Consider the following 22161-nt stretch of genomic DNA (forward strand, 5'->3'; position numbering starts at 1 on the left):
ATGGCAATCAATATCCCTGCCGGCTCTGGTGTCCGGCTCGCGACCTGCGTTGAAACTGCTCAAGGCGCGCTGCCGGCGAGCCCGGCGTTCAGGGTGAAGCGAATCACCAGCCTGAAGCCTCAGTTCCAGCGCGACGCCCTGAAAAGCGACGAGCTGAACGTGTCGCGCCAGGTGCTGTCCATGCGCCTGGGCATGTACAAGGCGAACTACCAATTCGACGGCAACCTGCTGCTGGGCGGGTGGGACGATGAACTGGCGTGTGCCATGAATAACAGCTGGACAGGGGGGCCGGCGTTCAGCGGTTCTGCCTCCGTCGCTGGCGCCGCCGGCACGATCACACGCTCGGCCGGGTCGTGGATCACCGACGGCTTCATGGCTGGTGAGTGGGTTAAGCTGGCGGGATTTACGGCGGGTGCCAACAATGCAGCCATCGCCCAGATCAACGCGGTGACAGCCCAGGCGCTGACGCTGGCCATCATCTCTCCGGCCGGCGGTGCCCTGGTCGATGAGGCAGCTGCGGCAGGCCGGTCGGTTACGGTGATTGGCAAATACCTGACCGTCGGCCAGGCGGCCACCTTGCCGGGGTCGTTGTCCATCGAACACTACATTCCCGGCAACGGCGTTTACGAGCTGTACTCCGGCATGTGCGTCGACAAGATGACCATCTCGGCCAAGCCGAACGAGATGGTGAAGATTTCGTTCGACTTCGTCGGCCTGAATTCGGTGCAGGGCACGGTCGCCAATGGCACCACTTATCCGGCCGCGCCAACCAATGCGCCGATGGACGCGTTCAGCGCGCCGCTGTACATCGGTGGCCAGGCGGTAGGTAACATCACCAGCATGACTCTGAATCTGCAGAATGGGCGAAAGGCTGCCGACGGCGTGCTCGGATCGAAGGTGGCGCCGGCCATCATCGAGGGCACCAACGAAGTGACGCTCGACATCACCGCCTACTTCAGCGACCAGTCGCTGGTCCAGGCCTTCCGTAGTGAGACCAATGTCGCGATCGACCTGCCGTTCTTCGATGTCAACGGCGTGGATTTCATCAAGTTGCGCATGGGCAACGTGAAAATCCTGTCTGCCGACGAAGATATCAAGCTGAACGCCGGCGTGCTGCTGAACATCAAAGCCCAGGCGCTGGCCGACCCCGGCACGGCTGCGCAGACCGGCACGCAGTACGGGACGAACCTGCTGATCCAGCGGAGCAACCCCGCCTGATGTAGAATGGTGGCATGGGAATCTTCCTTGCCATCACCTCATTCTTGCTGATCCTGCTGCTGGCGCGCCCGCGCGTGCGACAGGTCGGCTATACCCCGCCAGATGCAGTGATTCCGCTGCATCGCGGCGAGGACACGCCGGAGCGCGTGGCGCAGTCGCACATGATCGCCATCACCGAGCATATCCAGCATGCCCAGGCCAATGTCGGAGCGGTCCGCCGCTATCACGCCGAGGAGGCGCAGCGGATCCTGGAGTCTCTACATCACGAGGCGCAGTTTCTTCCCTTCACGGTGACTGGCCTGATTGAGGCGCAGGCGGCGATCAGCCGGCTATTGCGATAAGCCGCAAAAAAACACAGCACAACCCCGCTACGGCGGGGTTATTTCATTTTGGAGCCCTTGCATGGACCTTTCCTCCCCGAGCCTGGCCGATCTGGCCGATGTCGCTCAACCCCTGAAGATCCTCGACCCCCTGACGCTGCGGCCGAATGGCTTGGTGCTGGACATTGTCGGCCGCGAGTCGGCGCGCGTGCGTCACCACGACCGCCAGATCGAGGCGGAGCTGTTCCAGCGCGCCGCCGCTGCCTTCAAAGAGGGGCGCGAGAATCTGCCGCTGACCGATGCCGAGAAGGACGAGCTTGAAGCCCGGCGCGCTGCGGCTGTAGTCGTAGGGCTCACCGGCCTGACCGACAACGGCCAGCCGGTGGCATACAGCCCCGAGGTTGTGCTGCAGCTGATGCGCCGCCACGCCTGGATACAGCGCCAAGTGCAGCGCGCTCATCTGGACGACGAGAGTTTTTTCGGGAGCAAGCCCGGCGACTCCTCGACTGGGCAAAGCACTACTTCCGACTCCACCGACCCGGTGCCGACGGCGTAGCGCCAGCGCAGCACCTGCAAGCCATCTGGAAGGCCACCGGCATCCGGCCGGCTGATCTGGATCCGCCTTGCGCATTTCCTGAGCTGCTTTCCGGCGCCTGGCGCTGGTTCGGTGAGCTCTCAGTCCGTCGCGGGCAGTCTGAGTTTGGCCCTCTGCCCATCAGCTGGGCTGACATGGCGGCATGGAATGCCATGACGCAGGCGAACCCGTCGCCGCGCGAAGTGGAGCTGATCATACAGCTGGACGGAGTGTATTTCGAATCGAGGAGCAGCAATGGCTGACAACGCGGAACTGGGATTCTCGGTCGATACCAGCCAGCTGGATGAGGCGACCAAGGCGCTGGACCGAGTGACGGATGCGGCCGGCCGCACGGAGCAGGCAACGATTTCCGCCGGAGGCGCCGGACGGAAGATGGCGCACGACTACGTGCCGGGCGTGGACGCAACCGTCGACGCCATACAGCGCAGCGAGCGCGCGGCCAATGCCTACATCCAGTCGCTGCAGAAGCAGCTGGACATGCTGGGCAAGAACAAGGCAGAGCAGGCGGCGCTACAGGCTCAATACAGCGGCTTCAGCCAGCAGATCCAGCAGCAGGCCTACGACATCGGCAAGAAGATCGATGCCTGGCACCGGGAGGAGGAGGCCGCCAAGGCCGCCGCGAAGGCGGAGGAGCTTGCCGGCCGTACCGCAGCGGTGTCGGCTGAGGGATTCAAAGCCCTGACGTTTGCCAATGCGGGTTCGACCCGTGAGCTGATTGTTCTGGCTCACGAGGCCATGACCGGCAACTTCAGCCGGATGCCGGGATCGTTCATGGTGCTGATGGAGCGTGCCGGCGGCCTGCATGAGATGCTGGGTGCCCTGGTCTCTCCGTTCGGCCTGCTGGCCACTGCCGGTGCCGCCGCCGTGGGTGCCGTGGCCGTTGCCTTCTATCAGGGTACTCAAGAGACCAAAGCATTCAACAACGCCATAGCGTTGACCGGCAACTATGTCGGAATGACCTCGTCGTCGTTTGAGGCCATGGCCCAGAGGTTGGCTGACGCCAACCACGTCAGCGCCGGGTCGATGCGCGAGCTGATGGATCAGATGATCCAAACCGGCCAGGTGAGCGGCAAGCAGATTGAGCTGATCACCGATGCGGCGCAGCGCTATGCCAAGTTGACCGGCGGCGATGCTGCGGATGCTGCGACCAAGTTTGCCAAGGCTTTGAGCGATCCGTCCAAGAGCGCTGTCGAGCTCAACAATCAGATGCATTTCCTGACGCTGGCTCAGTATGATCAGATTGAGGCGATGCAGAAGGCGGGAGATATTCAGGGGGCGCAACTGGCGCTGTCCAAGGCGTTGGATGATCATCTTCAATCTGCCTCACTGCCAAATCTAGGGTATCTGGCGATGGCCTGGGAAGGCGTCGCCATGGGGGTACGCAAGGCCTGGGATGCAATGAAGGGGTGGGGGCGTGATAGCTCGGTTGCGGAGCAGATCGCAGCCAACAACGCTGAAATAGCCAGCCTGATGGCGGCCTCGACAGGTTCAGGATATGGGGCAGGCAACAAGGCCCGCGCCGATGCTTTGCGAGCAGAGAACGCCAATTTGCAAGCACGGCTGGTCAGGGACACTGAGGTGGCGCAGGCGAAAGGACAAGCCGCCCAGATCAATCAAGAGGGTATTGCAGCTCGAGCTCGGTATAAGCTATTCCTAAAAGAATTTGCCAGCCCGGCAGAGAAGCGGCAGATGGAAATCGCAGAAAAGATGCGCGACTTCGACGCGATGATCATGGCCGGTGACCAGATTACGCCCAAGATGCGCGATGACGCTATCGCAGCGATCAACGAGAAGTACAAGGACAAAAAGCCTCCGCATGCCAAGATCGACCATGCCGCCCGCCAGACAGATCAAGAGATGGCGCGCGCGCAGGCGATGTTGGCAGAGGCAAGGGCACAGATCGGCATGCTGGCCGACGGCGACGACAGCCGGTTGGCGAAGCTGACTGCGGCGGAGAAGCGGATCATCGAGCTGCGCACCCAGCTGCAGATGCCGCAGCAGTTCCGCGTGGGCCAGATGAGCGACGGCCAAATCAAGAGCGCGATTGCCGAGTATCAGCAGGCGATCCCGCTGCAGCGCAAGTTCATGGAGGATCGGCTGGCCGCTCACAACCAGGAGATGGCGAGCAAGTCCGCGCTGGATACTGGCAACAAGTGGCGCGGCGCCACTGCTCAGCAGTTGGCACAACTGCAGCAAGAGCATGATCTGGTCGGCGCATCGACGCAGGCGCGCAAGCTCTACGCGGCCCAATTGAAGATCGAGCAGGATCTGCGGGCTGCAATCTCCTCCGCGGCCAACAAGGTCAATCTGACGGATCAGGAGTTCATCGCTCAATACCCGCAGGTTGTCGAGCAGCTGCGCCAAGGGGCAAAGGTCCGGCTGGAGCAGGAAATCCCTGCTATTCAGCAGGAAATCGAGCTTCAGCAGCAGTGGTCCACAGGCTGGGCCGATGCATGGGCCAAGTACCAGGACGCCGCCAATAACAACGCAAACGCTGCCAGCGGCGTTTTCAATTCCATGACGCACAGTATGGAGTCGACGCTGACCCAGTTCTTCGAAACCGGCAAATTGGGCTGGAAGAGCTTCGCCGCGGCGATCCTTCAGGAAATTGAGAAGATCGCGGTAGCGAAGGCTGCGGCCGGCATGCTGACCCAGGCTGCCGGCTTTGTGTCGGGCGTGATGCCGACGCAATCTGCCGCTCCTGTTGAGGCAGGTACGCCATCTTGGACCGCTCAGGCCGACGGCGGGGCATGGTCGCGAGGTGTGCAGTTCTATGCGAATGGCGGCGTGTTCGACCGGCCGACTGGGTTTGCTCACGCAGGAGGTCTGGGCGTGCTGGGTGAGGCCGGGCCGGAGGCGGTGATGCCGTTGACGCGCGGTGCCGATGGCCGGTTGGGCGTGCGAGCGTCCGGCGGTTCGGGGGGCGGCGACGTGATGATCAACCAGACGGTGATCTATCAGGACGCCGGCGGCAAGCAGACGCAGGGCGATGCGCAGGGTAGCGCGATGATGGCGGGAATGGCCGAGGCGGTGAAGGCCTTGGTGAAGCAGGGCATTGCCGCAGAGTTGCGGCAGGGCGGCATGTTGTACAAGGCGAGGAGCGCATAGTGGCAGACACCTTTACCTGGACGCCCTCGGTGAATATGGAGACCGAAACCGCTCCGGCGGTAACGGTTTCCAAGTTTGGCGACGGTTACAGCCAGCGGGCGCCGGCCGGGATCAATAATCTGGCCGACACCTTCACGCTGGCCTTCAATAACCGTTCTCCCGCCGAGATTGCTGCGATTGATGCGTTCCTGACAAAGCAGCGTGGCGTGTCCTGGTTCTGGTTTACGGGGGCGGATGGCAACAAGGTCAAAGTGATTTGCCAGAAGCCTTGGAAGCGAACTGATCCAGTGTCGGGAGTGGTAAGTCTCACTTGTATTTTTGATCAAGTATTTGATGCAACTTAGATAGATATGGTGTTGAAATTAAAGATACCAATAAAGATGATGTGGGAATTTTGACGAGTAGGTAGTACTCCTAATAATATTTTTGAAAATAAGGAGCTAAATAGGAAAAGTAGATCGGTTGGATGGATGATATGAAAGTGGCTAAATTGGCTTTCTTGGGTGTTGTGCTTGTGGTGGAGTCTGGCTGTGTTGTGTTTTCTCCGCAGTGGCCATGGCAAGATGCTCAAAATTACCCTTGTTCGAAGATCAGTACAGAACCCTGTACTCCTGAAGATGCGATTTCTACTTATATTAAGGCAACTACATTCTGTCGACAGGTTTTGAATTACTATGAATCTGGCGGTGAACTTGATGATGGTTCTAAGCTTTTAGTCGGGTCGGTTGGGGTGCTTTCTGGCTCGGTACTGTCGGTGGTTGCAAAGGGAACTGCTGCAAAAGGCTGGTCTGGGATGTCTGGGGCGGCGAATGGCATTCAGGCTACAATGGATAAAACTTTTTCAAGCATTGTGTCTTACAAGAAAATGGATGCGGTTAATCAGTCGTATGCACATGATGTTTCGGTTATTTTTAATGAAAGCGGTAGTGATAACCCTGTTTCAAATAACAAAATAGTTTTCGGATCGATAATGATGGCAGCAGACTGTGCAATGGGTTCTTCCAAAGTTGATGCTGCCCTCCTTCAACAGATTGCTGATTTTCCTATAAGCACCCCCAAGCCAAATAAAGGGGTTGATCCAAAAAAACAGACTGATGCATCTGCATCTGCTCCGGCATCAGCGTCTGCGAGTAAATAACCTAGAGTTTTAATATGCAAATCCAGCAAGACGTCCAAGGCTTCATCCTTGATGCAAGGGTGGAGCTTTTTCAATTGGCCCCACCACCTGGCACCCAATACCCGGTGCAGTACTTCACGCCGGCCGGCACGGACGCCAACACCAATGCGATCAGCTTCATGGGCCAGCAGTACCAACCTTGGGCAATCCAGGCAGAGGGATTCGAGAAAACAGTGCAGGGCAGTGCGCCGCGGCCGACGCTGTCCATCGCCAACGCGGTGATGGGCGCCAATGGCCCCATCTATGGCATCTTTACCCAGTTGGTCCGCCAGTTCCGAGGCTTGGCCGGTTGGCAGGTGACGCGCATGGTGACCTACGCCAAGTATTTGGATGGCGGCGCGCTGGCCGGCGCTCCGGAGTTCCACCAGCAGGAAATCTGGTTTGTGAACCGGCGTACCCAGGATGACGGCACGGTTCTGCAGTTTGAGCTGGTGAGCGCGCTGGACCTTGAAGGCAAGACTGTGCCAAACACCATGGCCAGCGTTTACTGCCCGGCACAGACGCAGTACCGGAGCGCGGCGTGCGGCTACGCTGGCGCTGCCATGTTCGACGTCGATGGCAAGCCTACGAACGATCCCAGCAAAGATGCTTGCGGGAAGCACTTCAGCGACTGCCAGTGCCGGGGGAATCAGATCAACTATCCCGGACTGCTGGGGCTGCGCCGCTACAGCTGAGCGATCCCAATCCAACAAACAACCCGCTTCGGCGGGTTTCTTCGTTTCTGGAGCCCTAATGATCAACGAAATGCTGCACCTGGCGGAGCTGGCGCACCCGCAGGAAGCGTGCGGGGTGTTGCTGGACTCCGGCCGTGTCTACCCGTGCAGAAACATTGCCGGCGATCCCCGCGCGCAATTCGAGCTCGACCCGGTGGACTATGCCGCCGCCGAGCAGCTGGGCCGGGTCGTTGGCATCTGGCACAGCCACCCGGACGACACGGCCGACCCGAGCATGGTGGATCGTGTGATGTGCGAGCGGACCGGGTTGCCCTGGCACATCGTCAGCTGGCCGAATGGCGAGCACACGCTGACCGAGCCGGTCGGCTGGCAGGCACCCTACGAAGGGCGCCCGTTCTGTTGGGGGATGTTCGACTGCTTCAGCCTGGCGCAGGACTGGCATCGGCACGAGACGGGCATTCAGCTGCCACGGGCGCAGGTGGCGGAAGAGTTCTGGCTGAAGGGTGACAGCCCGTTCCCGGCCTGGCTGGCCAGCGCGCCAGTGGATGCCGTGGAGGGAGAGCCCGTGCGCGGTGACCTGATATTCATGATGTGCGAGGCCAACGTGGTCAACCATGTAGCCGTCTACCTCGGCGATAGCCGAATTCTGCATCAGCTCTACCATCAGCCCAGCCAGGTCGGCATCTATGGCGGCTGGTGGCGGCGCTGCACCGTAACCGTTGTGAGGCCACGACATGAGTGAAAAACGTACCGTCCGCCTCGGCGGCGAGCTGGGCGAGAAGTTCGTGAAGGAGTTTTCCGCCTACGTGGATAGCGTCGGTGAGGCCATCCGGATGCTGGAGGCGAACTGGCCCGGATTTGCCCAGCACCTGCGCGACAGCGATCCGGAAAAAGTGGGATACCGGGTGACCGTGGCTGACCGGGATGTCGTTGAAGAAGATGAGCTGGTACTGGTGAGCAAGGGCGACATCCTCATCATGCCAGTGATCGGCGGAGCCAGTGCCGGCATGAAAATATTTGCTGGCGCTGTCCTAGTGGTGGCGGGCTATCTTCTTGCGCCATATACCGGCGGCGCAAGTTTGAACCTTGTCCCTGTTGGAATCAGCATGATGGTTGGCGGTGCCATCGAAATGCTTACCCCCATTCCCAAACAGCCCGACTGGCAAGCCAAGGACGGCAAACCGAACTACTGGTTCAACGGCGCGCAGCAGACCAGCGCGCAGGGCCTGCCCATTCCGATTGGAACCGGCACCATGCTGATTGCCGGCACGGTGATCTCCGCCGGCGTCAGCGTCGAGGACATCGGCACCGGGGCGCTGCCCAGCAATTCCCCTGTACTCATATAGCCCGCCACGCGCGGGCATTTCTGTTTTGGAGCATGAATGTCCGACGATGCAATCTTTGGCGCCAAGGGCGGAGGCGGCGGCAGCCAGCACACCCCGGTAGAGTCGCCCGATACCGCGCAGTCGATCAGCTATGGCCGCATGATGGTCCTGCTGAGCCATGGTGAGACGGGCGGGCCGGCGGACGCGGCCAACCCACTGAAGAGCATCTATCTGGATGATACGCCGATCCAAAACCAGGACGGCTCGTTCAACTTCCAGAACATGCAAGTCTCATACCGCAATGGTACGCAGACGCAGCCGGCCATTCAGGGGTTTCCTGCGGTTGAAACAGAGATTGGCGTCGGGCTGGAGGTGAAGGCTGCGAACCCGATCACCCAAACCGTGGCGGATGTGAACGCCACCGCCATCCGGGTGACGGTTTCGTTGCCGGCCGGCCTCCGATCGACGGATCAGAAAACTGGAGATACCGCTGGCGCGTCGGTGCAGTATGCGATTGATCTGGCACCGGCGAATGGGGCCTTCGCGCAGGCGGCCATTGTCACCATCTCCGACAAGACCGCGGCCAACTATCAGCGCAGCACTCGGCTGCCGCTGACCGGCGCCGGGCCTTGGCTGGTTCGGGTCCGCCGCATCACGCCCGACAGCACGACGCAGTACCTGGCCAACCAGACCGTCTTCACCTCCTTTACCAGCATCATCGATGCGCAGCTACGCTATCCGAACCTGACTGTGCTTGCCCTCAAGTTCGACTCGCGCCAATTTTCTCGGATGCCGACGGTGTCGGCGCTGTGGCAGCAGCTGAAGTGCCAGGTTCCCAGCAACTATGACCCGGTGGCGCGCACGTACACCGGCCCATGGGATGGCAACTTCAAGCCAGCGGTGACCAGCAATCCGGTATGGTTCTTGTGGACCTACTGCACGGACAACCGCTTCGGCATCAACATTCCGGCCGCCAACATGGACCGGTGGGGGATGTACGCCATTGCGCAGTGGTGCGACCAGCCCGTCCCGGATGGGTACGGCGGCACCGAGCCACGCTTCCAGTTCCACAACTTCCAGCAGGACACGCAAGACGCCTGGAAGGTCGTGTCCGACATCGTGAGCAGCTTCTGTGGTCAAGCCTACTGGTCGGCCGGTGGTATTCGGATTGTCGCAGACATGCCCGGCAAGCAGCCGGTCAAGCACTTCAACGCCACCAATGTCATTGAAGGCAAATTCACCTATTCGTCTACTCCGAAGAATGGCCGCTTTACCGCGGCGTCGGTAGCCTGGACGGATCCGGGTGACCGCTACCGGCGCGCAGTTGAGTATGTCGAGCATGGCCAGGGTTTGCTGGCTTATGGGCTGCAGCAGACCGCGGCGGTAGCGATGGGGGCGGTGACGCGAGGCCAGGCGCGCCGCTGCGGCCGGTACATTTTGGAGACGGCGCAGCGCAGCACCGAAATGGTGGTGTTCAAGGCGGCTGCCTATGGTGCGGATCTCCAGCCGGGTGACCTGTTTGCAACGTCTGACTTCCACGTGACCGGCGCGCGGATGGGCGGCAGGGTGGGGTCGGTCGCCGGCACGGTTGTCAAGCTGGATGCACCGGTTACGCTTCAATCCGGCGTGACCTACACGCTGGAGGTGACCGGACCTGACGGCGTGCCGGTTCGCCGCGGCGTTGTCGCGTCGCCGGGCACGACTGACACCCTCAATATCGTTTCGCAGTATCCAGCCCAGCCGGTCGCCGGCGCGACCTGGGTGCTGATCGCTACCAACCTGCAGCCGGACTTGTGGACCTGCGTTTCAATCAAGTCGGCGGACAACGGTGAATTCGAGATCTCGGGTCTTCAGTACGATCCGAACAAGTGGGCCGCTATCGAAACCGGCCTCCGCTTCGATCCGGCGCCGACCAGCAGCTTGCCTGACCCAGGGGCGATGCCGCCAGTCCTGGCGCTCCAACTGCAAGAGCAGCCCTACTTGGCCCCGGATAGCAGCCGCAGGGTGAAGCTGTTGGTGGACTGGCCATCGGTTGTGCATCCGTACCTTCGAGGGTATCGGATGACTTACCGGCAGAATGGCGGCAACTGGATTGTTCTGCCGGATCAGGTCAGCAACCACGCAGAAATCATGGACGTGGTGCCTGGCAGCTACGATGTGCGCGTGTCCACGGTATCGGTAACCGGTGTCGTCAGCATCCCTGTTACCGGCAACCAGCAGACGCAAGGGCAGGTGACGCCGCCACCGGCGCCGACGCTGTCTGCAGTGGGCGGCGCGATGAAGGTCGATCTGACGTGGGCTTATCCCGCCGGCCGACCGGACATCAAGCGGGCGGAGCTGTTTTATAGCACCACTGCAGCGGACCCCAATCCCGGCAAGCTGGCGGACCTCGGCTACCCTACGACAGCCTTTACTTTCCAGGGCGCGCAGCTGGGTGTGACGTATTTCTTCTGGCTTCGCATCTACGACACCTGGGGGAATGTCTCGTCGTTTGCCACAGCCCAAGCCCAGACGATGAAAGACCCCACGCTGCTGCTCCAGCAATTGCAGGGCGGTGTCGACTACAGCTTGTTGGCGCCGGATCTGGCCGGCAGCATTACCAGCAATGACAACGTGGCTAACGCGCTGTTGCAAGCGCTGCTGCAGGTTGACACGTCCTGGTCGCAAGCGCGTGGCGCGCGCGTGATCAGCGGCCAGGCTACGGCCGCCATCGTGAACGAGCAGAAAATCCGCGCCGACCAGAATGCCTCGATGGCGTCGAATATCTCGGCACTCCAGGCATCCGTCGCCGGCAATGCTGCGGCGATCACGAGCGAATGGATGGCGCGCGTCACCGCCGATAGTGCTGTGGCCAGCCAAATCTCTCAGATGCAGACGACGCTCATTGGCAACAGCGCGACCATTACCCAGCAGGCCCAGAGCATTAACGGTCTTCTTGGGCAGTGGGCGGTGCAGGTCCAGCTTGACGCGAATGGCCAAAATCCTCGCGTGGCCGGCATTCAGTTGAGCAATGGGCAGGGGGGGTCATCGTTTGCGGTCCTCGCAGACAAGTTCCAGGTCGCGTTTCCGGATGGCTCCAACCCGCGGGCGGCTTTCACGGTTGGCCGAATCAACGGGCAGACTGCCGTCGGAGTTGACGGATCCATGATTGTTGATGGCTCGATCAGCGGCCGAAATGCAATCGTTTCCGGCTCTATCGATGCGGGGCAGATCAACACGCGAGGGCTGACCATTTGCGATGCGGCTGGCAATGTGGTGGTCGACATGACCGGGATGGGCGCTGCCTATATCAAGGGGCAGCTGACTGTCGGCCAGATTGACACCCGGGGCATGACGATCAGGGATGCCGTGGGGAATATCGTCGTTAGCATGAACGGGATCGACGGCTCTTTCATCCGCAACCTGATGGTGGACACCTTGCAGATCAAGGGGGAAGCGGTCAGCAAGAACGACACCCGCAGCATCACGGTCAGCGGCTGGACCAATGCCTTCGACTACTCGTTCCAGTTCAACTGCAGCGATTCCGGCACACTGCTGGCGTTTGCGGATTCTCCATTCACGACGCCGATACCTACGCTATACGGTCGCGGGCGCTCGGCGCCCATCAATGGCAGTGCGGTGCTGGTGCTGAATGTTAATGCAGGTGAGGTGGTGACGATTGGTGTTTCCTCGCCTGCGATCAATGTGAGCGGCATGATTCGCTATGGCTGCGTGTTGTTCAGGAGGTAGCAGATGCCCATCGATATCATCGAATACGACGACGCCGGCCGCATCCTGCAGGTCGGCACCAGCCGGCCGGAGAATATCCAGCTGGACGTGGCCGCCGGCAAGCGCATCTTGGTCGGCGCGGCAGACCCATTGACGCAGTACGTGCGGGACGGTGCGGTCGCGCCGCGCCCGCTGGCCGGCGCGGTGCTGGACGGCATGACGCTGCGGCAGTTGCCGGCGCCGTGCCAGCTGATACTCGACGGCACGCCGTACCCGTGCCCGGATGAGGTGTGCGAGTTGTCGTTCGCGCATCCCGGGCGCCACCAAATCGTGGTCGATGCCTTCCCAATGCAAACCGCTGTTTTTGAGGTGACGACATGATGAAGATCCACCACGCTGGCGACCACGCCGCGGCGCGCCGCCAGCAGTACCCGGACATTGGCGATCAGCTGGACGCGCTGTGGCGCATGGTGGCCGACGCGCCGCCCGACCAGTTGCCGCCGCAAACGAAGGCGATGCTGGCGGAGATCCAGGCCGTCAAGCAAACCTACCCGAAGCCCCGCGATGACAGCGGGGCTTCTCCTTTGGAGGTGTGATGTCCGCATCAAACCCAACTCCCGCAGACCTTGCGGCATCGCTAGCCCAGTTGCTCCAGAAGTACAACGTCACGATGGACCAGTTCAATGCCTGGCTGACCAGTGCCGGCATGGTGACGCTGACCGACGCCGCCGGCGGAACTCACACGGTGCCCAGCGCCGCCAATGTGCTGCGCGCTGACGGCTCCAATGCCAGCGGCACCTGGCCCATCTCGGTGTCGGGCAATGCGGGCTCGGTCAGCAGCGTGACTGCTGCCCAGGTGGCCGCTGGTCTCGGCTATCAACCGGTGCGACAGGACAGCATTCCAGACACAAAAGGAGCGATGTCCTATGTCCAGCTTGGCACATTCACTTGCGGCCAGAATGGCGCCAAGCTGGCTTTGTCGGTTGTTTTTGGCAATGGATACAACGCAGCCAACAGCCAGCTGGGCATGGCGACTCTGATCTTCAGCACGAGCAATGGCGGTGCCCAGCAGCCAGGCTCTGCCGGCCCATTTTTTGGTGCCGCGACGGCCATGGTTTTCGGCAACAGCGGCTGCACGTTTCTGATCGCGCAGAACAGCCCGACGTCGTACACGGTATTTGTCCAGCTCCAGGCTTGGGCCGGCGCTGGCGGCTGCAGCGCGTTTGGGGATGCCTCGAATGGAGGCTGGGTGGCAAGCGTGGTGAATACCGGCAGCAAATTGCCCGCTGGCAACCTCCTGACGGTACAGCCGCAAGGCATTTTGACGGTCAGCAGTTTCAACACGACGCCAACTCCTGCTCCAGCCTACACCCGGGCAACTGCGCCGGCGGCGGCGGCCTACGCTGGCGCATCGGTTTACATCACAGACGCCACTGGCGGCGCTGCGCTGGCATGGTCAAACGGCAATGCCTGGATCAGCGTCAGAACCGGCAACCCTGTCTGAGGACACCATGAATCAATATCCCTATGAAATCCTTATCCGGCTCTCTGCCGCTGGCATTGTCGGCGCATCGGTACGATTCGCGGCAGATCAGCCCAACCCCCTGAGCCAGCAGCTGCAGACCTACATCAGCGATCCCCAGTCTCTTGGTGTGGCGGATGGTCAGAGCGGCCTGAAGCTGGCGGATGTGCTCGGGCAGGTGGCTACCGTGGCGCTGTCGCAAAATCAGGCATTGCAGCTGCAATTGGCAGACGTGCAAAACAGGCTGGCGGCATTGCCGGAGGGGGCGAAGTGATCTGGATCGCGCTTTTCATTCTGCTGCAGCTGGCCGACATCGCCAGCACCAACTACGCGCTGGTCCGCCTGAATGGGAGGGAGCTGAATCCGTTCGTCAGGCGCCTGATGGCACGCGTTGGCATCCTGCCAGCATTGGTGGCGAGCAAGGCATTTCTGTTCTTTGCCTGCTACCTGCTCGCGCCACCGCCACTGGCCTACCAACTGCTATGCGCGTTCTACGTGTTCATTCTGTTCCGCAATCTGCGGGCAGTTAAACAGGGCCGGGATTCCCGGCCCTAATCATTCCTGGAGACACCATGCTGAAAAAACTGCACGACTATCGCATCTACCTGCTGATCCTTCCGGCCGCGTTGGCGCTGTTCTGGATTGACTCCGTTGTTGCCCAAACCTGGCTGCAGCTGGGTTTGGCGTTGCCGGTGCTGGTGGGCGTGGCGCTGCTGCTACGCAAAGCGCTGTTCCATGCTGACATGTCGGAGGCCGCCGACATTGCTCTGCACGCGCCTACTGGTGCTGCTCTGGTGGTGCTGGCCGACCGTTTGTTCATGGCTGCGGTGGTGATTGGTGGTGTGTTGTGGCTGCGGGGCTGAGCGCCGGCGCGCTGGCCCTGTTGCCGCTGCTGAACACCGCTGTGACTCAGCACTGGCCCGACATGCCGTCCCGCTCTGTGCTGGCGGCTCAGGTTGAGCAAGAAAGCGGCTGGCGTGTCAACGCAAAGCTGCAGACGTCGCGCGAGCTGGGCGCCGGCCTGGGGCAGTTCACCAAGGCGTACAAGGCAGATGGCTCGGTTCGCTTCGATGCGATTCGAGAGATGGTGGTTGCGCATCCAGAGCTCCGAGGCTGGAGCTGGGCAAACGCTTATGATCCGCGCTATCAACTGCCGGCCATCGTGCTGAAGAACCGTGGCAATTACCAGCTGATCCGCTGGGCAGCTTCCGACGCTGACCGGCTGGCCATGATGGACGCGGCCTACAACTCCGGCCTCGGAGGGGTGATCCAGCGACGGCGGAAGTGCGCCAATACCTCCGGCTGTCAGCCTGGCGTCTGGTTCGGCAATCTTGAACGCAGCAGCGCGCAGTCGGAGGCTCGGCATGCCGGCTATGGGCAATCGTTTGCGGATATCACCAATACGCACGTCAGGAACGTGATGGTCGTGCGGAGGGGCAAGTATCGCGCTTACTTTGGGGAGTAGGGGATGGGTGATGAAGTCGTGCTGCCGCGGGAAGAGTTCCGGGCGCTGCTGGAGGCGGCGGCCAAGGCCGGCGCGCGCCAGGCGCTGGACGAGGCCGGAGTGGCTGATGCAGTGAAGCTGGCCAAGAGAGTGGATGGCGTGGCGGATGCTGTGCTGAAGGCATTGGCCGGCGGCATTGTGATTGGCCTGCTGGGCGCGATCTGGGCCGGCATCGTAGTTCTGGCTAAGGCAAAAGGAGGGTGAACATGCAGTTGTGGAGGGAGATCGTGCTGGCCGCCGCCGTGGCGGCCTTGGCTTTTCTGGGGTGGGAGATGCGGGCTGTGCTGGCCCAGCGTGACGCTGCGGTGGTGCGCGCCAGCCAGGCCCAGCAGCAGGCAGTGGCCACCCAAGCCGCCCGGATGCACGAGCGCCAGGTGGCAGCAGATGACGCGGCCACGGCGGCCGCCTACGAAAAGGATTTGGAAGATGGGAAACTTGAATTGCAAGCCGCTCTGGCTCGCCATGCTGCTGCTCTCCGGCTGCACCAGCAACAGCCCGCCGCCGGGCGCGGCGATCTGCCCGCAGCTGCCGCCAGCGCCGGCCAGCGTGATGGTGCCGCGCCAGCCGACTTTTCTGCAGCGCATGGAGACGATGCTCTCCGGCTCGCCGCCGAGGCAGACGACGTCGTCCGGCAACTCAGCGCCTGCCAAGCCCTGATCCGGTCGGACAGGCAGTAATCCGGCCTGGCGGCATGTCGAAGGCATGCTGCTGGGCGTTATTTATTTTCTATTTCACCATCAATATAACGATCAATAAACTTTCTTGAGATTGATTGCACTTCTACAATGTAATTCATAAGTCCAGCACCGTTTGGGATAGATATTTTGGCAGAAAGTATTATTTCATCAATGTTTTTATTGATTTTTGAAATGGTAATGACAGCAAATCTACCTGTAACGGTATTGCAATTATTGCAATCGCATATAATTTTATAGCCACGATACTCTTCTATTAAAATGCCTGGATCAGTTTGGGTCATTCCTTTTCCTTTCTCCATTTCTAATTTGACTATGTGATTTTTCTGAATTTTTCTCGATTTCAGTTGTATAGGCAGTAACACTGCCAGTAGTCAAGACACCCCGGAAAAGCAGCCGTATACCAAAACCTTTCTTATATGGCAGTTATCATCAGAATAGTTGACAAAATAAAATTATGCTGCAGCGGCCATCTGTAGCCCCCCCTTTGCGAGTCCGAGTTAAGCGACTATGCTTTGCGCATGTGCGTAAATTTCATTCCACCCACGGCGCAGCAGATCCGCCAGCATTTTGGCTATGAGGTCGACGATGGCCTCTGGAAGCCTGAGTGCTGGCAGGACTATGCAGCGCCGATCATCACCCGTGACGGGCTGAAGCTGGCGACCTATGGCTTCGTGCCAAAGCGCCATCTGCCGCCTGGCGTTCGCTTCACAACCATGAACGCGCGCGCTGAGACCATCGGGGAGAAGCCGACTTACAAGGCAGCTTGGCGCAAGTGCCAGCTCTGCCTCGTGCCGATGCAAGCCTTCTTCGAACCCTGCTACGAGTCAGGAAAGGCAGTGCGGACGCGGATCGGACTGGCCGACGGCCAGCCCTTCGCCGTGGCGGGCATGTGGCGCGAGTGGCAAGAGCCAGAGGGGGCGGTTAGCTACGCTTTCACGCAAATAACCATCAACGCAGACGGTCACGAGGTGATGGGAAGGATGCACCGGCCTGGCGAAGAGAAGCGCTCATTGGTTATTGTGCCGACCGAACATTATGAGGCATGGTTGGAGTGTCCGAATCCTGATGTAGCTCGGAGCTTTCTGATACTTTCAGGTGCACATTTGTTGGAAAGCGCACCAATGACAAAATAAAGTGGCTAACGCAATTGCATTGACATTTATTGTTGATCGTGATATTGTTTCGGAATTCTTGCAGTGGTATTTGCTAGGGTTGGTGTCCGGTTCGAATCCTGGACATGGTGTTTGGTGCATTTTTACTGTGCTCTTGATTTTGACTGTTTTCTTGAACTGTGTTGATGTTTTTTTGTGTTCAGAAACAAGTAATTCGTCAAAGAAAGAGGGGTTCGGTATGAAAAAATGCAAAGCTTATTTTATTTATTTCGTTATTGGCTGTGTTCGTAGTTTGAGCGCAGTAAGCGCCAGCATCGTGGCTTCGGTAGCCACCACAGGGCAAGGCTTGGCTGGTTTTATCCAGCAGCCCTTGCAAATATCATTGGTCTATTTCACTTCCAGCAATTCATCAAGCCGCGTCGTATAGCGCGGCGACCTCACATCCTGCCTCATCTGCCAGCGCTGAGTCATGTTCTCAGACGCCAGTCGCACCGTGCCGCGGCCGAATTGTCGAGTGATGGCGTCCATTGTTCGCATCAGCCGCTCTCGGCGCGGATCTGGCGGCGCCGCAAACAGATCCGACTGCACCACGCCTCGCGGGCTGATCTCCATCAGCACGATTCCAGCTTTGTGGTAGAGGTAGCCTTTCTTGTAGATGGCCCGCAGGCCCGCCAGCGCCGCGCGCGTGATTTCGAGGGTGTCGTCAGACGCCTGGACCAGCGGCACCACGATATAGGGCCGGTACTGCGCCACATCGCTGAATGGGCTGGTGCGGATGCCGACACCGATCAGCCGTGCCGTAGAGCCTTGGGCGCGCAGCTTCTCTGCCGCCCGCGCTGCGTGGTGAGAGATGGACGCGATCAGGGTGTTCAGGTCGCGCACCTTCTTGGAAAACGACCGGCTGGCAATGATCTGCTGCTTGCTGGGTGTCACGTCTTCCAGCGCCAAGCAGCTGATGCCGTTCAGCTCCTGCACCGTCCGCTCCACCACGACGCTGAAGCGCCGCTTGATCTGCCGCGAGTCCACTCGCTTCAAGTCCAGCGCGCTGTGGATGTTCATGGCCTGTAGCTGCTCTGACAGCCGGCGCCCGATCCCCCACACGTCGCCCACCTCGATCTGCGCCATCATCTGGTCGGCCTCGGCCGGCGTCACGAAGTCCCATTCGAACACGCCTGCCCATTTTGGCTGCTTCTTTGCGATCCGGTTCGCCAGTTTGGCTAGGGTCTTCGAGGGTCCCATGCCCACGCAGGTGGGGATGCCGACGCGGCGCAGCACCGCCTCGCGCATCCGGTGGCCATGGCTGTCCAGATCCGGCATGCCGGTCATGTCGAGGAAACACTCGTCGATGCTGTAAACCTCTTGCTCGGCAGCAAACTCCGACAGCACCCGCATCATGCGCCGGCTCATGTCGCCATAAAGGGCGTAGTTGGAACTGAACACGGTCACCCCGTGTTCCCGGCACACGTCGGCAATCTCGAAGTACGGGCCGAACATGCGCAGGCCTGGCAATGCTTTTGCCTCGGCGCTGGCCGCCACCACGCAGCCGTCGTTGTTGCTCAGCACCACTATGGGCTTGCCGATCAGGTCGGGCCGGAACACGCGCTCGCAACTGGCGTACATGCTGTTGCCGTCCACCAGCGCGAAAAGGGTTGGCGCGCTCATTGCCGGAACTTCTTCACTGCGCCGGTTACGACACCCCATACCAGCAGCTCTTGGCCGGAATGCAGGGTGATCGGCGCATAGGCGGGGTTCTCCGGCATCAGCGCACAGGAGCCGCCGCGGCTGTGTAGTCGCTTCACGGTGAATTCGCCATCGATCACGGCCACCACAATGTCGCCATGCGCCGGCGCGAGCCCCTTGTTCACGACGAGCAGATCGCCGTTGTCGATGCCGGCGCCGATCATGGAGTCACCGCGCACACGGACGATGAACGTCGCCGGCGGGTCGGTCACGAGATAGTCGTGCAGGTTGATGCTGTCGTCGAGGTAGTCGTCGGCCGGCGATGGGAAGCCGGCGCGGATGGGGGCCAAGACCAACGGTAGAGGCTGGCCTCCAGGTGTCGGCATCAAGTAGGGGATGGTGGCCATGGTGGTGAAATTATGAATTCGTACAAATTCAAATTACACCACAGGTGAGGAAATATCAAAACGGATTTCAGTATGCTTTCGGCAAGGGTGTCGCCTCCTGCCACAGTCGCGTCCACTCGACTGCGTATTTGTCGGCTAGCGGCTTAGCGTTGCGTAGCAGCAGCACGTTTTCGGCGTTCTTGTTGGCCGCGGCAGCGCTGTAGTTGAATGAGCCCGTTTCCAGGTGCTGGCCGTCGATCACCATGAACTTGTGGTGAAAGATGGCGTAATTGCCATTCAGGCGCACCGGCACACCCTGATTCGCCAGGAACTGAGCAGCACTGTAGCCTTTGCGGTTGCTCTTCTCGTCGGCGACGACTTGCACCTTCACGCCGCGCTTGTGCGCGCTCAGCAGCGACTCGGCAATGGGCTTACTGGTGAATGAATAGGCGGCGACCAGGATCGACGACTTGGCGCCGTCGATGCTCTGCAGGACCAGCGCCAACCCGCCGGCATTGGGCGAGAACCCGACCTCATAGTCGGTGCCAGCCGGCAGCGGCACAGCAAAAGAAAACGGCGCTACAAGAGCGCCGGCGAGGAGTAGGGCAGAGAGTTTCATAGATTTCTCCAGACTGTTCATTCAAATAATCATGCCCGTGTGTAATTGATTTAGTTATGCATTTATGTCCTCCGTCCCAAGAGTGCGGCCAGCCTCAAGGCAGCAGTGCCAGTAAGGACTCAAGGTGATTCCGTAATATTTAAGTACGCCGAGATATCCAAACCGCTGACCAGTTGAAGGGTTGTGATTGCCGGCGGTAAATGGATTTACTTCTGAGGGATGATGAATGCCAATGAGCGCAGCAACAACGCCATCTCCATAGGACAGATAGTCGGGAGGCATGATTTCGCGAGCTTCAGGGGAGCCGTAAAAGCTATAATTTATAAACATATTTATCCTTATTAAGTAGGCAATAAAAAAAGCCCTTGCAGTCATAAAGACGTTAAGGGCTGGATGTTATGAGGATGCTCTCCTCACATGAATACATCATAACATGCAATCATACTAAAAGTCAATAGTCAAGAGTGGCGTTTGGAACTTAATTCCCTGAGGCATGAGAATACCCATGCTGTCGCCGGCGGCGGTCAATGTCCTTGAGCCGCGCCGTGCTGAATGGTTCCGTCGCCATACCGCCGCGCCGACTCCCGCGGCCGCCCCAGGCGCGCACGATCACCGGCCTGTCGAACAGGTCCAGCTGGATGGCGATGGCGTAGTAGCGGTCAGGGGAGAGGTAGAGGCGCATGGCTGATTGCTCCGTGATTTGCAATCAGCATGGCAATGATGCGTGAATTACGCAAATTTACAGAGTATGATGCGCGAATTGTGTGTCAATTGGGCGACTTGCCCGCGAGCAGAGCGCGCACATCAACTTGATGGCATGCCTCATGACCGCCCCAGCGGGCAGCGTTGGCGAATGCCTGGCGCAGATCATCGATGACCGCATCCGATATACCCGGAACCGCTTGAACCTGTAAGGATTCCTTACCGGTTTCCGGCGCGGCGGCGAGCAGGGCATCACACTCCGGACAAAATGTAAGGCCGCAGGCCTCGGCTTCATCACACTGCTTGCACCCGGGGGTCTTGCTGTACACCTCCTCCGGCACAGCCGGCGCGGGCTGCTGCCTACCATAGTTTCGGGTGAACTCCTCGGCGCGGGCGCGCCACGGCTTGAGCATTTCGGCCATGCCTTTCGGGTTGCCGGAGTGGGCAGCGATGGCGATCAACGCGTCGCATACCAGCTGTACAGCCTCTGGCACCGCCGGCGCGGGCTGCGGGCGGGTGTAGAGCGGCGTGTTGTGGTAATCGGTTTTTTGCTCAGACCACGTGTGGCAATCACCAGCCCCGCCACGCTGCCGCTCTATTTCAGCACTGATCAAGTTGGCGTGGTTTACCCACGCTACCGGCTCGCCGCTCTGCTCGGTGGCGGCCTTCAGCGTGGCCTGGCACAGCCGGCGCATATCCGCGCACTCGCTGGGGTCCAGCGACCAGCCCATGCTGTCTATGATTGCGTCGATGTCGATCATTGGTTTCTCCGGTTCGATGAGCAATTGCGAATGTGCGCAAATGGGTAAATGAGCAGGTGAGCAAAGGGGCAAATGCGCATTTACCCCTCCTTGTAAGGCCGCAGCGGCGACAGGCCGCGCTCTGCAAGCACGCGGTTGAATCCTTCCACGCCCAGGTCTTGCAGACTGGACGGCCGTTCCGCCTTGGCGAGGTCCGAAAGCCGGCGGTGGTCGTCGGGGTGGACCTTTACCTTGATGGACACATAGTCGGGCAGGGGCTTCTCTTCCTTGGTCGGCGCTTCCGTCTCGCCTCCGCCCAGGAATTCCTTCAGGCTGGTCTTGCTCATTGCAGCTTCTCCTTGACCCATTGCCACAGGGCCCGGATCTCGGCCGCCGCCTTACTGCGCGAGTCAAACTCCGTCACCGACTGGCCGGTGGCGATGGCGCGCGAGAATGCGATGCGCTCACCGATCTCTACTGGCGCTACTTCGCCGAAGTCGGCCAGCGCCTGGCGCGCGTCAGCCACCTCCGGCACGCGAGGAGGGCAGGCGGACAGCACGAACAGCGGCTCCTTGCCCGCGGCGGTGACGATCTTCACTGCGTTGCCGACCGCGGCCAGGTCGAATGCTGTCGGCCGAACGGGGATCAGGATGAGGTCGGCGACCCGCGCAATGGCAGCTGAATCGGGAGAGGAGTGTGGCGGCCCGTCGATGATGGCCAGGCCGAATCCCTTGGCGCTGCCGGCCTTGAGCGCGGCTTGCAGCTGCGAGGGCGGCGTTTGGAGAACGACCGGGGATTCGGCAGAGCGGCTGCCGGCCCAGCGCGAGCTGGATGCCTGAGCGTCGTCTCGGTCGAAGATGATTACGGAGGTGGAGTCCTCTTCGGCGGCGACGCCAAGGTGGACAGCAAGGGTGGACTTACCCGAGCCGCCTTTTTGCGAGAATGTGGCGATGGTTTTCATGTTTCCTCTGGGCATGAAAAAACCCGCCGGCGGCGGGTTTGTGGTGGCGGGAAGCTGGGCGGTACAAATCGCCCAAATTTCGCCCAAATTTTGAAAAGTTGCCTTGTAAGCC

The 22161-nt window shown here is 60.3% G+C and carries 31 protein-coding genes; 22 read left to right on the top strand and 9 right to left on the bottom strand.

Annotated features, from left to right (window positions below):
• From U6115_RS11550 to U6115_RS11640, 20 genes are all read left to right on the top strand, one after another.
• Positions 1–1218, top strand: a complete 1218-nt coding sequence (locus U6115_RS11550; RefSeq protein WP_146008308.1) for a phage tail tube protein — start codon at positions 1–3, stop codon at positions 1216–1218.
• Between the two features lie 14 nt (positions 1219–1232).
• Positions 1233–1559 carry a hypothetical protein gene (locus U6115_RS11555; RefSeq protein WP_043573624.1) on the top strand — a complete coding sequence of 109 codons (327 nt, stop codon included), beginning with the start codon at positions 1233–1235 and terminating at the stop codon, positions 1557–1559.
• A gap of 61 nt (positions 1560–1620) precedes the next feature.
• Positions 1621–2094 (top strand): hypothetical protein, encoded by a 474-nt coding sequence (locus tag U6115_RS11560; protein ID WP_043573626.1) that lies wholly within the window; start codon positions 1621–1623, stop codon positions 2092–2094.
• Between the two features lie 23 nt (positions 2095–2117).
• Positions 2118–2375, top strand: coding sequence for a phage tail assembly chaperone (locus U6115_RS22850; RefSeq protein ID WP_419761224.1), 258 nt, complete (start codon positions 2118–2120; stop codon positions 2373–2375).
• Positions 2368–5241 carry a phage tail tape measure protein gene (locus U6115_RS11565; protein ID WP_043573628.1) on the top strand — a complete coding sequence of 958 codons (2874 nt, stop codon included), beginning with the start codon at positions 2368–2370 and terminating at the stop codon, positions 5239–5241. Before U6115_RS22850 ends, U6115_RS11565 begins: the two co-directional genes overlap by 8 nt.
• Positions 5241–5585 (top strand): phage tail protein, encoded by a 345-nt coding sequence (locus U6115_RS11570; protein WP_052257976.1) that lies wholly within the window; start codon positions 5241–5243, stop codon positions 5583–5585. The genes U6115_RS11565 and U6115_RS11570 overlap by 1 nt, the downstream gene beginning before the upstream one ends.
• Positions 5586–5716: 131 nt before the next feature.
• Positions 5717–6379 (top strand): hypothetical protein, encoded by a 663-nt coding sequence (locus tag U6115_RS11575; RefSeq protein ID WP_146008307.1) that lies wholly within the window; start codon positions 5717–5719, stop codon positions 6377–6379.
• Positions 6380–6393: 14 nt separating this feature from the next.
• Complete coding sequence (locus U6115_RS11580; protein WP_059184274.1) at positions 6394–7092, top strand: phage minor tail protein L; 699 nt, start codon at positions 6394–6396, stop codon at positions 7090–7092.
• A 58-nt stretch (positions 7093–7150) separates the two neighbouring features.
• Positions 7151–7834 carry a C40 family peptidase gene (locus tag U6115_RS11585; RefSeq protein WP_052257977.1) on the top strand — a complete coding sequence of 228 codons (684 nt, stop codon included), beginning with the start codon at positions 7151–7153 and terminating at the stop codon, positions 7832–7834.
• The gene (locus U6115_RS11590) at positions 7827–8438 is read left to right on the top strand and encodes a tail assembly protein (RefSeq protein ID WP_052257978.1); all 612 of its coding nucleotides are present in this window, start codon (positions 7827–7829) and stop codon (positions 8436–8438) included. The genes U6115_RS11585 and U6115_RS11590 overlap by 8 nt, the downstream gene beginning before the upstream one ends.
• Before the next feature lie 36 nt (positions 8439–8474).
• Complete coding sequence (locus tag U6115_RS11595; protein ID WP_043573633.1) at positions 8475–12146, top strand: TipJ family phage tail tip protein; 3672 nt, start codon at positions 8475–8477, stop codon at positions 12144–12146.
• A gap of 3 nt (positions 12147–12149) precedes the next feature.
• Positions 12150–12506: a hypothetical protein gene (locus tag U6115_RS11600; RefSeq protein ID WP_043573635.1), complete on the top strand. Its 357-nt coding sequence runs from the start codon at positions 12150–12152 to the stop codon at positions 12504–12506.
• Complete coding sequence (locus U6115_RS11605) at positions 12503–12721, top strand: hypothetical protein (protein ID WP_063251077.1); 219 nt, start codon at positions 12503–12505, stop codon at positions 12719–12721. Before U6115_RS11600 ends, U6115_RS11605 begins: the two co-directional genes overlap by 4 nt.
• Positions 12721–13629 carry a hypothetical protein gene (locus U6115_RS11610; protein ID WP_043573641.1) on the top strand — a complete coding sequence of 303 codons (909 nt, stop codon included), beginning with the start codon at positions 12721–12723 and terminating at the stop codon, positions 13627–13629. The genes U6115_RS11605 and U6115_RS11610 overlap by 1 nt, the downstream gene beginning before the upstream one ends.
• A gap of 7 nt (positions 13630–13636) precedes the next feature.
• On the top strand, positions 13637–13921 hold the full coding sequence (locus tag U6115_RS11615; RefSeq protein ID WP_043573644.1) for a hypothetical protein: 285 nt from the start codon (positions 13637–13639) through the stop codon (positions 13919–13921).
• Entirely contained in the window at positions 13918–14202 is a 285-nt protein-coding gene (locus tag U6115_RS11620; RefSeq protein WP_043573648.1) for a hypothetical protein, read from the top strand. The genes U6115_RS11615 and U6115_RS11620 overlap by 4 nt, the downstream gene beginning before the upstream one ends.
• Positions 14203–14219: 17 nt before the next feature.
• A complete protein-coding gene (locus U6115_RS11625) occupies positions 14220–14510 on the top strand; it encodes a hypothetical protein (RefSeq protein ID WP_043573651.1) in 291 nt (96 codons plus the stop codon).
• Positions 14495–15112: a transglycosylase SLT domain-containing protein gene (locus U6115_RS11630; protein ID WP_052257979.1), complete on the top strand. Its 618-nt coding sequence runs from the start codon at positions 14495–14497 to the stop codon at positions 15110–15112. Before U6115_RS11625 ends, U6115_RS11630 begins: the two co-directional genes overlap by 16 nt.
• A 3-nt stretch (positions 15113–15115) precedes the next feature.
• Positions 15116–15355, top strand: a complete 240-nt coding sequence (locus U6115_RS11635; RefSeq protein ID WP_043573654.1) for a hypothetical protein — start codon at positions 15116–15118, stop codon at positions 15353–15355.
• A 2-nt stretch (positions 15356–15357) separates the two neighbouring features.
• Complete coding sequence (locus U6115_RS11640; RefSeq protein ID WP_043573656.1) at positions 15358–15828, top strand: lysis system i-spanin subunit Rz; 471 nt, start codon at positions 15358–15360, stop codon at positions 15826–15828.
• Positions 15829–15866: 38 nt separating this feature from the next.
• On the opposite strand, the gene U6115_RS11645 is transcribed toward U6115_RS11640, so the two are convergent.
• Complete coding sequence (locus U6115_RS11645) at positions 15867–16130, bottom strand: hypothetical protein (protein ID WP_146008306.1); 264 nt, start codon at positions 16128–16130, stop codon at positions 15867–15869.
• Between the two features lie 237 nt (positions 16131–16367).
• Here U6115_RS11645 and U6115_RS11650 point away from each other — a divergent pair, with 237 nt between their 5' ends.
• Together U6115_RS11650 and U6115_RS11655 are read left to right on the top strand one after the other, a co-directional pair.
• Complete coding sequence (locus U6115_RS11650) at positions 16368–16982, top strand: SOS response-associated peptidase (RefSeq protein ID WP_043573658.1); 615 nt, start codon at positions 16368–16370, stop codon at positions 16980–16982.
• Position 16983: 1 nt separating this feature from the next.
• The gene (locus tag U6115_RS11655; RefSeq protein ID WP_146008305.1) at positions 16984–17388 is read left to right on the top strand and encodes a hypothetical protein; all 405 of its coding nucleotides are present in this window, start codon (positions 16984–16986) and stop codon (positions 17386–17388) included.
• Here U6115_RS11655 and U6115_RS11660 read toward each other — a convergent pair.
• From U6115_RS11660 to U6115_RS11695, 8 genes are all read right to left on the bottom strand, one after another.
• Positions 17349–18623 carry a Y-family DNA polymerase gene (locus U6115_RS11660; RefSeq protein WP_043573661.1) on the bottom strand — a complete coding sequence of 425 codons (1275 nt, stop codon included), beginning with the start codon at positions 18621–18623 and terminating at the stop codon, positions 17349–17351. The two genes, U6115_RS11655 and U6115_RS11660, sit on opposite strands and share 40 nt — an antisense overlap.
• Entirely contained in the window at positions 18620–19048 is a 429-nt protein-coding gene (locus tag U6115_RS11665; protein ID WP_052257980.1) for a LexA family protein, read from the bottom strand. The genes U6115_RS11660 and U6115_RS11665 overlap by 4 nt, the downstream gene beginning before the upstream one ends.
• Positions 19049–19115: 67 nt before the next feature.
• The gene (locus U6115_RS11670) at positions 19116–19646 is read right to left on the bottom strand and encodes a phospholipase D family nuclease (protein ID WP_043573663.1); all 531 of its coding nucleotides are present in this window, start codon (positions 19644–19646) and stop codon (positions 19116–19118) included.
• A gap of 54 nt (positions 19647–19700) precedes the next feature.
• A complete protein-coding gene (locus U6115_RS11675; protein ID WP_146008304.1) occupies positions 19701–19976 on the bottom strand; it encodes a hypothetical protein in 276 nt (91 codons plus the stop codon).
• Between the two features lie 148 nt (positions 19977–20124).
• The gene (locus U6115_RS11680; RefSeq protein WP_043573665.1) at positions 20125–20328 is read right to left on the bottom strand and encodes a hypothetical protein; all 204 of its coding nucleotides are present in this window, start codon (positions 20326–20328) and stop codon (positions 20125–20127) included.
• 85 nt (positions 20329–20413) lie between these two features.
• Positions 20414–21109, bottom strand: coding sequence for a hypothetical protein (locus U6115_RS11685; RefSeq protein ID WP_043573668.1), 696 nt, complete (start codon positions 21107–21109; stop codon positions 20414–20416).
• Positions 21110–21189: 80 nt separating this feature from the next.
• Positions 21190–21435: a hypothetical protein gene (locus U6115_RS11690; protein ID WP_043573670.1), complete on the bottom strand. Its 246-nt coding sequence runs from the start codon at positions 21433–21435 to the stop codon at positions 21190–21192.
• The gene (locus tag U6115_RS11695) at positions 21432–22049 is read right to left on the bottom strand and encodes a ParA family protein (RefSeq protein WP_043573674.1); all 618 of its coding nucleotides are present in this window, start codon (positions 22047–22049) and stop codon (positions 21432–21434) included. The genes U6115_RS11690 and U6115_RS11695 overlap by 4 nt, the downstream gene beginning before the upstream one ends.
• Positions 22050–22161 lie beyond the last annotated feature (112 nt).

This window comes from Chromobacterium subtsugae, assembly GCF_035919665.1.
In the GTDB taxonomy this organism is placed as follows: Bacteria; Pseudomonadota; Gammaproteobacteria; order Burkholderiales; family Chromobacteriaceae; genus Chromobacterium; species Chromobacterium subtsugae.